The following is a 16,787-nucleotide window of genomic DNA, read 5'->3' as shown; positions in this document are numbered from 1 at the left end:
CGAGGGTCATATGGCATTTGATGCGTCCCACATTAGCAAGCCATCCGATTCCAATCGAATCGGTGAATGGTTGATGCAGCAGGTGGATACTGTTTTAAACAATGCAGTCAATACACCGATTGAACAATTAATAAAAGCCCTTGCCCCAGCCATGATTATTGGACTAACCATACAATTTCTTTTTCATGCCTACGCGCTGCAACGGGGTCATGGCAACATGACGGTCATGGAGTTTGTTCACAAATATCTAAAAATAGCCGTTTTAGCAGGTGTTATTACAGCTAATGGCTTTTATCAAACCGCAATTGTTAATGTGATGCTATCACTACCTGATGACGTTGCAGGCATTGTGGCTGGCGGAAATACTTTATCTGCACAAATTGACACATTGCGACAGGAAACAACCACGGCTTCAACAAAAATTCTTGGATTCGAAACGTTTTTGCCGAGCGGTCGCAATGTCATGATATCAATTTATGGTGGCGCAATTTCAATAATGACTGCGCTTGTTTCTGCCGTCGTTTCTATCATTATGGTGGTTGTCAAAGTCGGTATGGCCTTACTTGTCGCAGCAGGCCCAATCTTCATATCTGCCCTAGCCTTTGAACGCACAGAAAAGCTATTCGACAGTTGGGTATCGCAAGCCCTTAACTTTATTTTTCTGGCCCTGCTAGCTGGTTTGATGTTTTCAATTTTGCTCCAGTTAAATCTGGCTTACGTCAAGATGATGATTGATTTTTTATCCAAAAACGAAAGCAACTTACTGAACTTAATTGGTGGCTACTTTTTTGTTGGTATTGCCTCTGTGTTCGTCATGCTCATGATCCCAGGAATGGCACAAGGTCTATCCGGTGGTTTTGGCGCTCAATTCGGAATTGGCATGGCGGCAGGAGGAGTAACTAAAGCACTCCGTTTAAACCGTCTTCTTAAAAGAAAATAGGAATGTTCATGAAGTCTTTAACAAGATTATTTTTTATATGTTTTTCAGTTTACTTGAGTGGCTGCGCTTTCAAGCCACCAGCGGCAAACCAACCGGCCGATTCACCTCGCTATCCGGTTAATGCCTCAGAACCACTTTTACAAAGGTTTTAAATGAGTACAGAAAAAATAAAATCTATTGATGTAGCTGCAGAGTTAGAAAAAACCAGAGGGCTGGAACGTGATTACGTCGGTGAGCTGGTCACTAGCCGAAAACGGGCATGGCAAGTGGCCTTGATTTCATGTGTATTGACGGTAGCAGCCATTGGGGCCGTAATCGGTTTAACACCCCTGAAGCAACCCCCTGAAATTTACGTTGTACGGGTTGACAATGCCACCGGCAACATCGAGCATGTCAGTGAGTTGGGGGAACCATTTGAAAGCTACAACGAAAGGATTGATAAGTATTTTCTAAATACTTATGTCCTCAATTGCGAAGGCTACAACTGGTACACAATTCAAAACCAATTCAATACATGTGCCCTATTATCAGACCCAGCCATACAAAACCAGTATGGAAAACGGTTTGAAGGAGAGTATGCGCCAACCACCCGACTGGGTACGCTGGGTAACATTGATGTCACGGTGCATTCGATTACCCTGGGTGAGAATCAAACGGCAACGATCAGGTTTTCAACCACTGAACGAGAAGCATCCACCAGCCAAGTACAGGCAGAACGCCATTTACTGGCAACGGTCGCTTTTCAATATATCAAAGTCCCCCTGACTGAAGAAGTTGCCAGACGTAACCCGCTCGGGTTCCAGATCACCCGCTACGACTTAGCAGCCGATCTGTCCAGATAATCCCCATTCATAGGAATAAACCATGAACCGCTTTGCCATTCGGGCAATAACGGTGGCCTTGTGCTGCGTGTTAACAACGCCAGCCATGGCACTGGATGCCCCCAAGCACTCTCGTGCTGATCATCGGGTTAGATACGCCAATTACAACCCTGCTGATGTGATTCATCTGAATGCCGTTATTGGTGTAGCTTCCGTCATCGTCCTGGAAGACGATGAAGTCTATAAGTTCCACGTTTTTGGTGACAGTGAAGCCTACGAATTCACGCATTTTGACAATAACCTGTTTTTTAAGCCGATTGCAGACGATGCAGACAGCAATTTGATTGTCATCACGAACAAGCGTAACTACACATTCAAGGTTAGTTACAGCAACGACCGCAACTCACAGGCAATGTACAAATTGGTCATGAGGTACCCGGATACCAAGGCCAAAGAACGGTATCAGGAAAACAAAAAACAGGCAGTCAAACAATCATTTGCCAAGGTTGGCCAACCAGTTAACTGGGCATCTTATACAAAGAGTGGCGACATTGAGCTGGCTCCCGTCCATATTTGGGACGATGGGCGTCAGACATGGATGCAATTTAATGATACGGCTGAAATACCTGCAATTTACAAGGTAACCAGTACCGGCCAAGAGGTGATCACCAATCACCACATGGCCGATCCCACGACCCTTGTTTTACACCGTACGGCTGACCGTTGGCATTTGCGCTTAGGTGAACAAGTCGCTGCCATTCACAACGGCAATAAAGGCTATGTACCATACAAACCCAATACGGGTACGGCATCGCCCAGCGTTGAACGTGTGGTAATCGGTGCAGAAAAACAGGAGTTACCTCAACCTGCACCCAAATTAAACCAAGTCAGAACGACTTATGAGGTTCCACAGCGCGTATCAGAAAAACCAGCCACCCCAACTCTGGCTCCGGCCAAGGTATGGGTAAAAGACGGCCAGACATGGATGCAATTCAAGCAAAAGCAATTACCTAGCGTCCGGCCCTTGAGTGAAGCGGGTCGTCCCTATAACGCCAAAACCTTAATCCGGCCAAAAAATACGCTGGTGATTCAATCTACATCGGCCAAATGGTTGATTAGCAAAGGCAATGACAGCATCACCTTTGATATACAGGAAATTCAAAAATGATGGAAAACAATCCAGACCCCAGGCCTGAATTAGATAATCTGATTAATCGGGGTCAAACAAACTTTGAGAATGTGAAACGGCCTTTATCTCCCGGGGCAAAAGGCTTTATGAAGCTGGTAATGCTCATTGCCATCGTTTTAATTGCCGTCATCGGCTGGACATCCTGGGGGCCTAAAGACGCAGCACTCGCAGAAGAAGCGATACCGCTTCGTAGCGGTATCAATAACCCACTAACGACACCTAAAATCAGCAACCCGACCCCACCGCCAACACAAGCGATAACCGAGGAACCTAAAACAGCGAAAGCTGATCCGGTCATACCAATTATCATCAGCGGGAATGCAGGTGGCGGCATGACAATTATCAATGAAACGGTTGCACGACGGTTAAGAAGCCCGTTAAGAGCAGATACATCCACCAGCCAATCAACCGAACAAACCGCCACACAACATACCGTCAGCAGTGATGCGGGACCGTTAGCAGACAAATTAAGACCGCTGGAGCTGGTCCCCTCTATTGCCGGTCAATTGGGTGATCGTAATTACTTAATTACCCAAGGCACCATGATTGATTGTGTGATGCAAACCAAACTGATTACCGGCCAGCCAGGTTTACTAACCTGCATATCGACTCAAAACGTCATGAGTTCTAACGGCAAAGTGATACTGATTGATGCAGGCACCAAGTTTGTGGGCTACCAAACAGGCGGCATTGAACAAGGTATGCCGCGGGCATTTGTAGCCTGGCATCGTCTGGAAACACCGAACGGGGTAATTTTAAATCTGGACTCACCCGGCACTGGACCACTGGGTGAGGCAGGGGTAGATGGAAAAATTGACCACCATTTCTGGGAAAGATTTGGCAATGCCATTTTATTGAGCCTTGTCGGTGATTTTGGCAACTGGCTTTCAAACCAAGGAAGTCAAGGCGACAACAACATCCGTTTTGATAACACAGCAAATGGTGGTCAGGAGATTGTTGCCAAGGTTCTTGAACACTCTTTAGACATCCCTCCCACTCTTTATAAAAACCAGGGCGAACGTGTTGGCATCATGGTTGCCCGTGATCTGGACTTCTCAAAAGTTTATGACCTCAAACCCACTTTATGATAAATCCATTGCTGTCAGAACGTTTTTACGACCCCTACAGCCTTACCTGACATCAGATCAGGTAAGCGAACTGGCAATTGTACGACCCGGTGAGCTCTTTACCCGTGAATACGGTGCCTGGCATCAACACGATTGCCCGACACTCACCTTAGATCACCAGCGGGCTTTATGCAATGCCCTGACCGTTTACAACGGTCTGGGTTATGCCCCTATTTTGTCTGTCCTCCTGCCTGATGGCGAACGTGGCCAATTAGTACAGCCCCCCGGTACGCTAGATGGCACCATCGCTATCAATATACGTAAACACACGCAGTTGGTTAAGCATCTGGAAGACCTAGCGGCAGATGGTGCATTTGACTATGTCGATGACAGTCAAGCACATCAAAAAAAGAACGGCTTTAGCCAAATTGATAATGAGTTGCTCGCACTTAAAAACGCAGGGCAAATTCCTGATTTTTTACATAAAGCGATTCAAGCCAAGAAAAACATTGTGATTGCCGGTGCTACCGGATCAGGCAAAACCACATTTGCCCGTTCACTCATTGAACGGGTTCCGGTCGATGAACGGATCATCACCATTGAGGACGTACACGAACTAATCCTGCCGAACCATCGCAACATCATACACATGATGTATGGCGGCACTCGTGGCCGTGTGACTGCCAGCGATTGTATTGCTGCCTGCATGCGTCTTTCTCCTGACAGGATTTTTCTGGCTGAGCTGCGCTCAGGCGAAGCCTGGGAATACCTGACTGCCTTAAATACCGGCCACCCCGGTTCTATTACCACTACTCATGCCAATTCAGCCAGGGACACGTTTAATCGCTTGGCGATGTTGGTAAAGCAATCGCCAACAGGCGGGCAATTGGATCTGGAAACGATTCAGGCATTTTTACGAAACACCGTTGATATCGTACTTTATTTTGAAAAATTCAAATTACGCGACATTTATTATCAACCAAAAAATCTATTAATTTAGGAGAAAAAACAATGAGCAAAATCCAAACTAATAAACCCTATAAAGGGGTTGGATTCGCTGTTATTGCCTATCAGATTATGGAAAAAACATATACGGAAGGAAAGCGGCTTAATAAAACACCAGAGCAAATCAGTGAGGACATTAAAAATGCCTATCCCTGGCAGCATCGTGAAGGCCGCAGATATAACAAATGGTTAGAAGTACGTCGTGATTTTTTTGAAAAACATGGTTTACCCATAAGCCAACGTAGAACATCCCTAAAAAATCTGGCAGCTAAAGCCAAACAACTTTAACACCCCCTACTTCCAAATTCCCATCCACGTTTATTTTTATTCGTTTTCAACGAAATTTATCTTATCGAGGTTTTTGTTATGAGTAACCCAAGCATGCCCTGGTTCCGTATGTACACAGACTTTCTGAACGACCCCAAAATGATTTCTTTGGCTTTTGAAGATCAACGTCACTTCGTCGGTATTCTTGCACTCAAATCTGACGGTATGCTGGAACAAGATTGTGACCCGGAACTAATGGATAAAATCGTTGCACAGCGCCTTTGGATTGATCGGGGCGTAATTCGGGAGGTCAAAAAAAGGCTGGTTAATGCCGGTCTAATTTACGAAGACTGGCAACCGGTTGCCTGGAATAAACGTCAAAAAATCAGCGACCATGACAGCACAAATGCTGAACGTCAAAAACGTTATCGGATTCGCCAAAAACAAGAGCAAGAACGGTTAAAACAAGAACAGGAAAACACCAATGAAACACAAGACACTGATTTTATTGAACAAAATAAAACCAAAGAAGTGAGTAACGATACCATAACGCAACGTAACGCATTACGTAACGTAACGGTAACGCAGCTAGATAAGAATAGAATAGATAAGAACAGAAGAGATAAGAGTAATGATGCATTACTCATCACTCCCCCCTCCTGCCCTATCCAAGAAATCGTTGATTTGTACCACAAGCACATGCCAGAGAATCCGAAAGTAAAAATTTTAGATAACAAACGGATTCGAGCAATAACAGAAAAATGGAATGAAGCAGCAACGAGCAATAACAAACCCTTTGGCTACCAAACCGTTGAAGACGGTTTAAAAGCCTGGGAGGTATTCTTTGAAATCTGCAATGATTCAGATTTCTTGACTGGGAAAGTTGCACCCGGTCCTGGGAGAACAATACCTTTCATTGCAGAACTGGATTTCTTGGTCTCCGATAAAGGTTTCAAAGGATGTCTTGAAAACAAATATCACAGGGAAAATGTGTGAAAACCTTCCACAGCACAGATGCGGAGCAGTCCGTACTTGGGGGGCTGATTTTAGACAATCATGCCTGGGATCGCATTGAAAGCCTGCTATCCCCAACCGATTTTTATCTTAAAAACCATGAAATTATTTACAAAAAAATAACTTCAATGCTGAACAGGGATATTCCTGTTGATGTAATCACCCTGGGCGAAACATTAAAAAACTCAGGTGAAATTGAACTTGCCGGAGGGGTAGTCTACCTGCATGATCTGGTACGAAATACGCCATCAGTAGCCAATATTCAAAAATACGCAGAGGTCGTGCGAAACTACAAAATCAGGCGTAATGTCATTGAATTGAGCCATACGATCAGCATCATGGCGCATGAAAAAAACTCAGATGATCTACTGGAAAGCGTCACTAGCCTAGTCATGTCTGCCACCGATCGTAGAGCTGCAGGCAATGAAGGCATGAGTATCGGCCAATTATTGCCTGCATTACTGGACACCTTAGATTCACGACAAGAGAAAAATGGCGCTATATCTGGCGTTGCCACTGGCTTTATTGATCTTGACAACAAAACCTGCGGTTTGCAGCCAGGCGATTTGATCATTGTCGCTGGGCGTCCATCAATGGGTAAAACTACGCTGGCAGTCAACATTGCTGAAAACGTGGCCGCTGACGGTGGTACCGCATTGATAATCAGTCTGGAAATGTCTGCTGCCCAGCTTGCAGAACGTAGCATTGCCCGATTTGGTGGCATTGATACGCAAGTCTTGCGGACAGGACAACTTAGCCCAGACGACTACACCCGGCTTACGTTTGGACTACAAAAATTACAAGATCAGAATCTGATCATTGCCGATGACCCTGCCTTATCCAACGTCGCAAAAATCCGCATGTCTGCCCGAAAAACCAAGCAAAGACAGGGACAACTAGACTTAATCGTGATTGATTATCTCCAGTTAATGCAAGGCACAGGCAATACCCGAAACGAGGAAATCAGCGGCATTACCCGATCTTTAAAGCTCTTGGCCAAAGAACTGGATTGCCCGATTATATTGCTTTCCCAACTGTCCCGAGACGTTGAAAAACGAGCAGATAAGCGTCCGCTATTGAGCGATTTACGTGATTCTGGATCCATCGAACAAGATGCAGACGTGGTCCTGATGGCATATCGAGATGATTACTACAACCCGGAGTCCGCGTTCAAGGGTCATGCCGAACTATTAATACGTAAGCAAAGAATGGGGCCGCTGGCTGACATTTATCTTTGCTTTGAGGGCCAGTATTCGCGTTTTTTAAGTGCAGATAAAAGAGAACTGACACGACTGCGTAACGCTGTTCCTGCGACGCAATCAAGTCGCAAACAATTTGGATTTTAAAAGGAGACCTATGATGATCAATGTTTATGAACAAATTTTGTCTGGGATCGACTCCAGAATCAGTATGGCCGCAAAACTACGGGCGTTATACCCGGTAATTGAAAGAAACATTGCTGCGGGTCTTAGCTATCAAATAATTCTGGAGGATTTGAAAGAAGCAGGTTTAATAATTAACTATGAACTTTTCCGAAAAACGTTATTTCGAATCCGCAAGAAAAACAAAACAGCCAAATCCATAATAAACCAAGCCAGCAAAACTGAAAATGCAGTCATGTCACTCACCACACCGACACTGGCACCAACAACCACATTGGCGCCTGCCTCAAATACAGACGACACCAAACAGCCAGAACGACAACCTATATCCAGTGTAAATACACCTTCAAAACGGATTGAATCACCGGCAGACCTGAGAGCCATTCGGGATATGGAGGTTGATTTAAACGCGTTAAAAGAAGAATGGAAAGCCCAAAACCGCCAGAAAAAATAACTGGTATTGATCGATTAATTTGATTTTTTAAAAAGGAAATATGATGAAAATTGCAGTTTTAAACTACACCGGCTCCGTTGGAAAAACCGTGATTGCCTCCCACCTACTGGCCCCACGCCTGAGCAACAGCCAAATATTTGCTATTGAATCCACCAATGAAACTGCTGGTGATCTAGGCTTGGACATTGACCAATTGCGAGGTGAACAATTTGGTCAACTTTTCCGTGAGTTACTGATACTAGATAATGCCATTATCGACGTGGGCGCATCAAATATTGAAGACTTTTTAGATCACATGCTCAAATATGAGGACTCACATGCAGAAATTGATCTGTTTGTTTTACCCGTTGTTTCAACCGGCAAAGCCCAGCGAGAAACGATTAAAACCGTTTCTGCACTCGTCGGATTGGGTGTAGAGCCCAAACGAATACAAGTAATCTTTAATCGGGTTGAAGGAGATGTAGAAGACAACTTTTCTTCCATCTTGATGTACGCTCAAAAATCGGGTGAGTTCATTGCAAACCCAGCCGTGGCCATATTTGAAAATGAAGTCTTTGAGTTACTGGCGGAACAGCGCACAACGATTGCCGATGTGCTGGCCGACAAAACTGACTACCGCCAAAAATTGCGTGAAGCCGATCGCAAAAACAAACCACTGATTAACAAACTCACCAACATGCACAGCCTGCAAGCATTGGCAAAACCTGTTAACCGCCAACTGGATAAAGTTTTTATAGCGTTAATCGGGAGTAATCCAGCAACCGTTAATCCAGGACAAAACAGCGATGACTGAACCCCGCAAAAAAATTGATTTTTTATATCACGAAGTGCTGGGAGAAGTAACGGCCATTACAAAACGGGTAGAAGAGCTGGACAACCATTTAGCTAAAACGGCCAAAATGCTCGTTGTCTCCATTCAAGATGCCGAACACATCACCAAAACACTTGAAAAACTCCCAAAAGACGTTTCGGATGACGTACAACGAGCCATGCTGAATACTGGCCAAAAGCTCAATACGGAACTGCTCACGCAGTTTCAGAAAACCCATACCGAAACCAAAATCGTGCTCAATGAGCTCTCCATCAATACCGCCGGGTACGCAAAAATTGCCCTGTACGCCGCTCAAAAAATGGCTATGTTGGCCATTGTCGCGGGTGCAGCGAGCGGTTTAGGTGCTGCCCTGCTAACGCTCTACTTCAACTCTTAGGAATAACAAACATGTCGCCAATTACCAAGCGTCGTTTAGCGGCGCTATTGGTCTTTGTGTTTCCTTTATCCGCTTGGATCATTGCCGCCAGCATTGCTGGCGGTATATGGATTAAACACTGGACATTAAATCACTTTATACAACTTGCCTATGCAACACCCCATTACAGCCCGTTATACATCTGGCCTGCTATTGGTTTTATTTTTGCGGTAGCACTCTTTATTTTTATTGCCAAATCCAACAAAACCGAGGGGTTTGAAGGGGCTGGCTATAAAGAGTTTATTCGTGGTACACAAGTTGTGCCGGCAAAAAAACTGCGCCAACTCTGTACTGAACCTACCCGGCAAATCGAAGTGGCAACGATGCCAATGCCAATCAAAGTGGAAAACCTTCATTTAATGATTGGTGGCGCCACAGGCTCAGGCAAGTCTGTCCTATTAAGAAAAATGGCGTATACCGTGCGTAAACGCCGGGAACGTATGTTTGTGATAGACCCCCAACGGGGATTTAATGAGCAAGTTTTACAAACCCGGCGATATTGTCCTGAATCCTTACGATATACGTTCAGTTGGCTGGGTATTTTTTAATGAAGTGCGAGCCGATTACGATTGGAAGCGGCTTGCTCACTCACTGGTGCCCATGTCCCAGGACAAAAGTTCTGAAGAATGGAATGACTTCGGACGGCTTTTACTCCGGGAAACCGCAAAAAAAATGTATCACCAGGGCAATACCAACATCATGGAATTATTCCGGCTTTGTACGATTGAATCCCCTGATGTACTTAAAAAATATTTGGAAGGCACGTTGGCTGAATCCTTGTTTACGGGTTCTTCTGAGGCGAGCAAAGCGCTATCCAGCGCCCGGTTTGTTTTATCAAACAAACTATCCGAGCATACCAGCATGCCTGCCGGTGACTTCTCAATCCGCGAATGGTTGGAAGATCCTAACGGCGGGAATTTGTTTATAAACTGGCGCGAAGATATGGCAAGTGCCATGAAACCCCTGGTATCGGCTTGGGCTGATGTGTTTATCACATCGGTTTTGTCTATGACAGAAGACAGAAACCGTCGATGGTGGATGTTTATTGATGAATTAGCCAGCCTAGAAGCCTTGCCCTCATTGGAAGCAGGCTTAACCAAAGGCCGAAAAAACGGACTGCGTATTGTGGCTGGCCTGCAAAGTACGTCCCAGCTGGAACATATCTACGGTGAAAAAATGGCAACCACCATTCGGGCATCTTTCAGAAACCTGGCGGTTTTGGGCGGATCAAAAACCGATCCCAAAACGGCAGAAGACATGAGTAAAAGTCTGGGTGAACACGAAGTAAAACGCTACGAATACAGCGTTTCAAGGTCGGTTGACACGCGCAATACCTCTGACCAGTTCAAACGGGAAACCGAACGAGTCGTAACCCCCAGTGAAATTCAGGCATTCAAAGAAATGATGGGCTACGTTGCCTTTGCGGGTGATTACCCGATTGCCAAAATACAAATGCAATATGAAGCCTTTCCTATTGTGATAGAGCCATTTGTAGAATCGGCGCAATAAGGCAGGCTCTAATCCTGCCAAACATCGGTTAGCCACTTTGACACGTCCAAACTGGCTGTGCATAGGAAAAACATGATAACGAAAAAAATTTTATATCGTGGTGAAGCATCTAAAAACACCCATTACTACGGGGATCAAGAAGACGACTACTACAGCAAAGACGGTAATGCAGCGATCTGGCAAGGCAAAGGAGCTGAAGCACTGGGACTGTCTGGCTCGGTTGATATTAACCGTTTTCAGGCCATGCTGGCAGGTAATTACGGTCACGGAATTACCGCCGGAACCAGCATCCGTAAAGACTCAAACGCCCGTTCTGGGCTGGACTTAACTTTTTCAGCGCCTAAAAGCGTAACCATACAGGCTTTAATTGGCGGTGATGAACGCCTTATTGCGGCTCATGATAAGGCCGTTGAAGAAACGCTACAGTATATTGAAAAGCATCTGACTGAATCAAGACAAACGATTAATGGCATTAATCATGTGGAAAAAACCGGTAATTTAATCATTGCCAAGTTTCGACACGAAACGGCCCGGGCCGTCGGCTCGAATGTACCGGATCCACAATTACATACGCACACGGTCATTATGAACCAGACACAGCGTGAAGATGGGTCTTGGGCTGCATTGCAAAACGACAAAATTGTACAACTCAGAAAACTGCAAAATACCATTTATATGGGGGTGCTAGACAGAGAAGCGAGAGGTTACGGTTATGAAATCCGATATGAGAAAGACCATATCGAATTGGCGCACATTAGTCGCAAAGAAATAGAAACGTTCAGTAAACGACAAACGCAAATTGCCAAAGAACTAAAAGATAAACAAGGACTTAACATTAAAAATGCCTCGCGTCTGCAACGTGAAACTGCCCTGCTTTCCACTCGCCAGCGCAAAAATGACAATTACAGCCGTGCTGAATTACACGCAGAATGGGTAAAAGAAGCAAATGAAATAGGCATGTCACTAAATACGGAACACCCAAAAGCTAAGGAACGCACACAAAAAGTACTAGCAATCCCAAAACTGGACGACGAAAGCAAGCAACGCATTGCTGATATGGCTGCTATTTGGGCCATTAAGCATTTAAACGAACGGGAAACTGTTATGTCACATAACGACTTACTATCAAGCGCAGTAAGCCATGCAGCGGGTCTGGTTGAGGTTGAACAAATCGAACGGTCATTATCAAAATTACATGGCCAGGGAAAACTGATTGTGCGGCCTGAACATTACATTAGCAACACAGACTTAAAAGGACGTGCCAGAACCCGTGAAAACTGGGCCAAAGAATATGCCAGTGCAAAAAACATAACATTGGCCAAAGCATACGATGCCGTCAACAAAGCGATTAAAGTCGGTCGGCTTGGTCTCGTTGAAAAAAGTTATGCGACGGCTGCATCATTCCATAGCGAAGAAAACATTATGGAGATGGAAAAACAGGGTCGTAATACTGTTAAAACAATTATCGAACCTGAAGCCTTGAAAACAGAATTGGACAACACAACGCTCACGCCAGGTCAAAAAGATGCCATAGAACTGATACTTTCCGAAAAAGATCAGATTGTCGGCATACAGGGGCTGGCCGGAACCGGCAAATCATTTGCCCTACAGAGCACACAAAAACTACTGAATGAGCGTGGTTATAACATGATTGCCTTGGCACCTTACGGTGCCCAGGTCGCTAACTTGCGCAATGATGGCATTCAGGCAAAAACAGTAGCATCCCAGCTAACAGCTACCGACAAACAACGGCTGAAATCCCAATTAGCTGAAAATACCGTGGTGGTGATTGATGAAGCCGGGGTAATACCAATACGGCAAATGGAGCAGCTTTTAAAACAATTACAGCCTTCTGGTGCCCGTATTGTTTTACTCGGTGACATTGCCCAGACAAAAGCCGTGGAAGCGGGTCGGGCATTTGCCATGCTGCAAGAAAACGGTATGAAAACAGCGTTGATGGGTGATATTCAACGTCAAAAAAATGAAAACTTGAAAAAGGCCGTTGAGCTGGCGGCAACCGGCCATGCTAAAGAATCACTGGCCTTCATAGAACGCGTTGCTGAAATACCAGACAAAATACTTGAAGACCCGGAAACCGGAGCAATAGAACGTGACAGTTCAGCTCGTTATGAAACGATTGCAAATGAATACGTTTCGTTGTCCTCAGCTGAACAAGCAAAAACATTAATTGTGACTGGCACAAATTCATCCAGAAATGATATTAATGAAAGAATCCACGAATACCTTGGACTGGCTGGCAAAGGCCATGAATTTCAATTATTAACCCGTCACGACACGACCAAAATGCAACGCAGGCATACCAAATACTATACCGTCGGCGATATTATTCAGCCTGAACGGGATTATAAAAATGGTTTAACACGGGGCAATCTCTATGAGGTAATTAAATGTGATGTACAAAAAGACAGACTAACAGTCAGATCATTATCTGAAACAAACAAGGAAATAGAAATAGCTCCTAAGCTCATGTCCAAACTTTCTGTATACCATTTGCATGAAGCTGAATTAGCTGCTGGTGATGTCGTCCGTGTCACTCGTAATAATGCTGCATTAGATCTAGCGAATGGCGAAAGATATGATGTATTGATGGTTACTGAAAACTCAGTCACTCTGGGCGATAAAACAGGACGGTCCATTACATTACCAACGGATGAACCATTGCATCTGGATTATGCTTATGCAACAACGGCGCATAGTGCCCAGGGATTAACTTGCGACCGTGTTTTATATAATGCTGAAAGTTTTTCATTAACCACGGCTCAGGATACCTATTACGTGAGTATTTCCAGAGAAAAGCATGAGGTAACTGTATTCACAGACGATCAAAAAAAATTGCCCAAAGCGATTGATCGAGTACCTTACAAAGGGCTTGCGCATGACTTAATTAACCCTGATTTACAGGTTGAAAAACCAGAAATCAGTAAAAAAGATTATGAGTTTACGCATGCGGAATTTGAGATGTAGGTTTCGCTATTATTTTGTCCCTTATGCGTCCATTGTCTGTCCCTTGCCTGTCCACTATGTGTCCCCTGCCTGTCCCTTTCATGCTCTTTGATAAATTATAAAAATGTCTACATCAGTAAATACTACAAGTGTAGAACAAAAAAACAAGGTTTTATAAAGCTCTCAGCAAATTTCAAGCACATTTTGTACCACACTCAATATTTCAAGATAATCGACTGAAAGCACGCAGACATGCGGCTTTCAGAACCCCCAAAGGGGGTGCGTCCTGTATGCAACTTTAAGGGCTACAAAGAGCTTAAAGTTGCTGCCAGTCGCAGACTGGCAATGTCGCTTAATTGGGACCCATCGAAGATGGGAAAACGACTTGCAGACATTCAATTCTAGTGCTTAGTAAGCATTCCGTGAATACAGTTTGAATCGACCAGACTTTTATAGACAGTTCGTTGCCTCAGAAAAGTATTGCTGTTCGTAGTTTACCGGCGAAAGGTTCGCCGCATGGCTGTGCCGACGAATCGGGTTGTAAAACATTTCGATGTAGTCAAAGATATCTTCGCGTGCCAGCTCACGTGATCGACAAGGGGCTGGCGACGCCCGGCCTGTTGGCCCAGGTGCTGGTCGCCAAGTATGCCGATCACTTGCCCCTGTACCGGCAGGAAAAAATCTTTGAGCGGGCGGGCCTGAAACTGTCCCGTTCCACCCTGGCTGACTGGGTGGGCGCCTGCGGGGTTCATCTGCAACCACTGGTTGATGCCTTGCGCCAGGTGATGCTTGGGCATCGGGTCATTCATGCCGATGAAACACCGGTGCAGATGCTCAAGCCGGGCAGCCAAAAAACGCACCGTGCCTATCTGTGGGCTTATGCGCCGGGCGCCTTCGAGAATTTACGTGCCGTCGTGTATGACTTCAACGAAGGCCGTGCCGGACAATATGCCCGTGAGTTCTTAGGGAACTGGCAAGGCAGCTTGGTCTGCGATGATTATTCGGGTTACAAGGCCTGCTTTACCCAGGGCATGACCGAGATTGGCTGCATGGCGCATGCCCGTCGTAAATTCTTTGAACTTCATGCCAATGGCGGCAGCCAGCTGGCCGAGCAGGCACTGCATCATATTGCACAACTCTACCGGATAGAAGAACAGGTCAAGGACTTGGCCCCGGCAGACCGGTTGCGTATCCGGCAGGAACGGGCCAGGCCGCTGGCCGATGTGCTACATGACTGGATGCAAATCCACAGACAGCGGGTGCCAGATGGATCAGGCACTGCCAAAGCACTGGACTACAGCCTGAAACGCTGGGTGGCATTGACGCGTTATCTGGATGATGGGCAATTGCCAGTGGATAACAATCATATCGAACAGCAGATCCGGCCGGTGGCCATTGGCCGCTCGAACTGGCTGTTTGCAGGCTCTTTGCGAGCGGGCAAGAGGGCCGCAGTCATCATGTCGCTGATTCAATCCGCCAAGCTCAATGGGCATGATCCGTATGCCTATTTGAAGGATGTACTCACACGCTTGCCCACTCAGCCCGCCAGCCGTATTGCTGAACTGTTGCCGCATAATTGGCAACCACAGACAGCGATGTAAAAAAACAGGTTAAAGAAAACCGCTGTCAAGATGAGATGGCCGAACGCTTACATTCATTACGCCAACGGCATAATTGATTGGGATGCAAATCGTGTTCACGGGCAACCTCAGCGACCGTTAATTCATTGCTGAGCAAATGCTCAACCACGCTGCGTTTAAAATCTTTGGTGAAATGACGGCGAGAAAGACGCCGGTACGCGTCTGTAGAAGTGTGAGTGCTGTTCATAAGTTCCAACCTAAAAATAGATTGGAACCTATTGTCGTTTTTTTACGAGGAAATTCAAGACGGCACTGGTCGGAGCATTACTCTGCTTCTGCTATTGTCATTTCGTTTCTACCCGAAGCAGGTTTATTAACGGACTGATTATCAAGCCACGTTCCATAATTAATAGTTGTACCTTGTAAACGCCAACTAGAACGGCCATTGTCAGCTCTGCCGAGAATAACAGCGGATGCAGCACTTGGGCTTTTAAAACTCACGTCACGAACAAAAACCAGAAGCTCTTTGGTATTATCAGGAAGCAGATCACCATTATTTATCAGTTGAGAGTGCAGGTTATTATAACTATGCGGAACACCACTCCACTCCTTGCGAGCCTTGGAGCCTTTCAGCACCACAAAAGCATCACCTAACTCACGAGCAAGAGCTTCTAGTCCGCTTTTTGGTTGTTTTAGTTCAAACAGTGCTTCTGCCTCAGCTAGAGTTTGCAACGCCATCATCTCTGTCGCTTCTTCTGTGCTATCAATGCGTTTATCTAGTCGCCAAGCCTTTTCAAATTTTGTCACTAAATCGGCCTGTCGTTTCTTGATTACTTCAACGGTCCAGTTGTCATGCTGCAATACTTGGGTAGTTAATGCAAACGAAGAAATGCCGCCCTTAGTGAAATAGGCTGTCTTCTTCTTGTTAAATTCGAAGTTGCTTGCAGAACTATTCTTCCTGCGACTCAGTAATGCCAAATTACCCAATCGGTGTACCCAATATTGGTGCTGCTCAATTTTAGGAATCCACTCTCTCCATTTGCTACCTGATGCTGGTTGTCTTGGCAAAATGTGTTCCACACTAACGACATCATGCTGATAACTTGCACTTCCGTCAGAAATTAAATCGTCCAGCCTTAACAGTAAAACACTCAAGGCTTTGGGTGAATGGGTTTCATATAGTGGCCCGTTTAATGTGTTATAGGTGGCATTCTGTTCTGTGTAATGCTCCGCCCCATACCGTATTGACAGCTTAAAACTTGTTTTTACAGCTGCACTCGCCAAGGCAATAACTCGTCGACGCGATTAACCGGATAGTCGGCAATCACCGACAGCACATGACGCAGGT

General features: G+C 45.4%; 16 protein-coding genes and 2 pseudogenes. 15 read left to right on the top strand and 3 right to left on the bottom strand.

What is annotated here, in order from left to right:
- The first annotated feature begins 10 nt into the window (after positions 1-10).
- From JHL22_RS15150 to mobF, 14 genes are all read left to right on the top strand, one after another.
- The gene (locus tag JHL22_RS15150) at positions 11-940 is read left to right on the top strand and encodes a TrbL/VirB6 family protein (protein WP_234041337.1); all 930 of its coding nucleotides are present in this window, start codon (positions 11-13) and stop codon (positions 938-940) included.
- A 152-nt stretch (positions 941-1,092) separates the two neighbouring features.
- Positions 1,093-1,782: a VirB8 family type IV secretion system protein gene (locus tag JHL22_RS15145; RefSeq protein WP_200239313.1), complete on the top strand. Its 690-nt coding sequence runs from the start codon at positions 1,093-1,095 to the stop codon at positions 1,780-1,782.
- A gap of 22 nt (positions 1,783-1,804) precedes the next feature.
- The gene (locus tag JHL22_RS15140) at positions 1,805-2,929 is read left to right on the top strand and encodes a TrbG/VirB9 family P-type conjugative transfer protein (RefSeq protein WP_200239311.1); all 1,125 of its coding nucleotides are present in this window, start codon (positions 1,805-1,807) and stop codon (positions 2,927-2,929) included.
- On the top strand, positions 2,926-4,038 hold the full coding sequence (gene virB10, locus JHL22_RS15135; RefSeq protein WP_200239309.1) for a type IV secretion system protein VirB10: 1,113 nt from the start codon (positions 2,926-2,928) through the stop codon (positions 4,036-4,038). Before JHL22_RS15140 ends, virB10 begins: the two co-directional genes overlap by 4 nt.
- Positions 4,016-5,017 carry a P-type DNA transfer ATPase VirB11 gene (virB11, locus tag JHL22_RS15130; RefSeq protein ID WP_200239307.1) on the top strand — a complete coding sequence of 334 codons (1,002 nt, stop codon included), beginning with the start codon at positions 4,016-4,018 and terminating at the stop codon, positions 5,015-5,017. Before virB10 ends, virB11 begins: the two co-directional genes overlap by 23 nt.
- An 11-nt stretch (positions 5,018-5,028) precedes the next feature.
- Positions 5,029-5,310, top strand: coding sequence for a hypothetical protein (locus JHL22_RS15125; RefSeq protein ID WP_200239305.1), 282 nt, complete (start codon positions 5,029-5,031; stop codon positions 5,308-5,310).
- Positions 5,311-5,388: 78 nt separating this feature from the next.
- Positions 5,389-6,285 carry a hypothetical protein gene (locus JHL22_RS15120; RefSeq protein WP_200239303.1) on the top strand — a complete coding sequence of 299 codons (897 nt, stop codon included), beginning with the start codon at positions 5,389-5,391 and terminating at the stop codon, positions 6,283-6,285.
- Positions 6,282-7,649: a replicative DNA helicase gene (gene dnaB / locus JHL22_RS15115; protein ID WP_329610677.1), complete on the top strand. Its 1,368-nt coding sequence runs from the start codon at positions 6,282-6,284 to the stop codon at positions 7,647-7,649. The genes JHL22_RS15120 and dnaB overlap by 4 nt, the downstream gene beginning before the upstream one ends.
- Positions 7,650-7,659: 10 nt before the next feature.
- Positions 7,660-8,139, top strand: coding sequence for a hypothetical protein (locus JHL22_RS15110; protein ID WP_200239301.1), 480 nt, complete (start codon positions 7,660-7,662; stop codon positions 8,137-8,139).
- Positions 8,140-8,182: 43 nt separating this feature from the next.
- On the top strand, positions 8,183-8,932 hold the full coding sequence (gene stbB / locus JHL22_RS15105; RefSeq protein ID WP_200239344.1) for a StbB family protein: 750 nt from the start codon (positions 8,183-8,185) through the stop codon (positions 8,930-8,932).
- Positions 8,925-9,347, top strand: a complete 423-nt coding sequence (locus JHL22_RS15100) for a hypothetical protein (protein ID WP_200239299.1) — start codon at positions 8,925-8,927, stop codon at positions 9,345-9,347. The genes stbB and JHL22_RS15100 overlap by 8 nt, the downstream gene beginning before the upstream one ends.
- Positions 9,348-9,358: 11 nt before the next feature.
- A complete protein-coding gene (locus JHL22_RS16030; RefSeq protein ID WP_234041336.1) occupies positions 9,359-9,934 on the top strand; it encodes a type IV secretion system DNA-binding domain-containing protein in 576 nt (191 codons plus the stop codon).
- A complete protein-coding gene (locus tag JHL22_RS15095; protein WP_234041335.1) occupies positions 9,858-10,895 on the top strand; it encodes a type IV secretion system DNA-binding domain-containing protein in 1,038 nt (345 codons plus the stop codon). The genes JHL22_RS16030 and JHL22_RS15095 overlap by 77 nt, the downstream gene beginning before the upstream one ends.
- 72 nt (positions 10,896-10,967) lie before the next feature.
- Positions 10,968-13,880 (top strand): MobF family relaxase, encoded by a 2,913-nt coding sequence (mobF, locus tag JHL22_RS15090; RefSeq protein WP_200239297.1) that lies wholly within the window; start codon positions 10,968-10,970, stop codon positions 13,878-13,880.
- A 429-nt stretch (positions 13,881-14,309) separates the two neighbouring features.
- Here mobF and JHL22_RS15085 read toward each other — a convergent pair.
- A pseudogene (locus tag JHL22_RS15085) lies at positions 14,310-14,450 on the bottom strand (IS3 family transposase); the annotation flags it as partial.
- Here JHL22_RS15085 and tnpC point away from each other — a divergent pair.
- Positions 14,435-15,460, top strand: a pseudogene (gene tnpC, locus JHL22_RS15080) (IS66 family transposase); the annotation flags it as partial. The pseudogenes JHL22_RS15085 and tnpC sit on opposite strands and share 16 nt — an antisense overlap.
- A gap of 25 nt (positions 15,461-15,485) precedes the next feature.
- Here tnpC and JHL22_RS15075 read toward each other — a convergent pair.
- A complete protein-coding gene (locus JHL22_RS15075) occupies positions 15,486-15,686 on the bottom strand; it encodes a transposase (protein ID WP_200239294.1) in 201 nt (66 codons plus the stop codon).
- A 77-nt stretch (positions 15,687-15,763) separates the two neighbouring features.
- A complete protein-coding gene (locus JHL22_RS15070; RefSeq protein WP_200239292.1) occupies positions 15,764-16,723 on the bottom strand; it encodes a DUF4357 domain-containing protein in 960 nt (319 codons plus the stop codon).
- Positions 16,724-16,787 lie beyond the last annotated feature (64 nt).

The organism is Advenella mandrilli, assembly GCF_016595155.1.
Classification (GTDB): domain Bacteria; phylum Pseudomonadota; class Gammaproteobacteria; order Burkholderiales; family Burkholderiaceae_B; genus Advenella; species Advenella mandrilli.
Note: the sequence above shows the minus strand (reverse complement) of the source record. Positions and strands in the feature narration are given on the sequence as shown.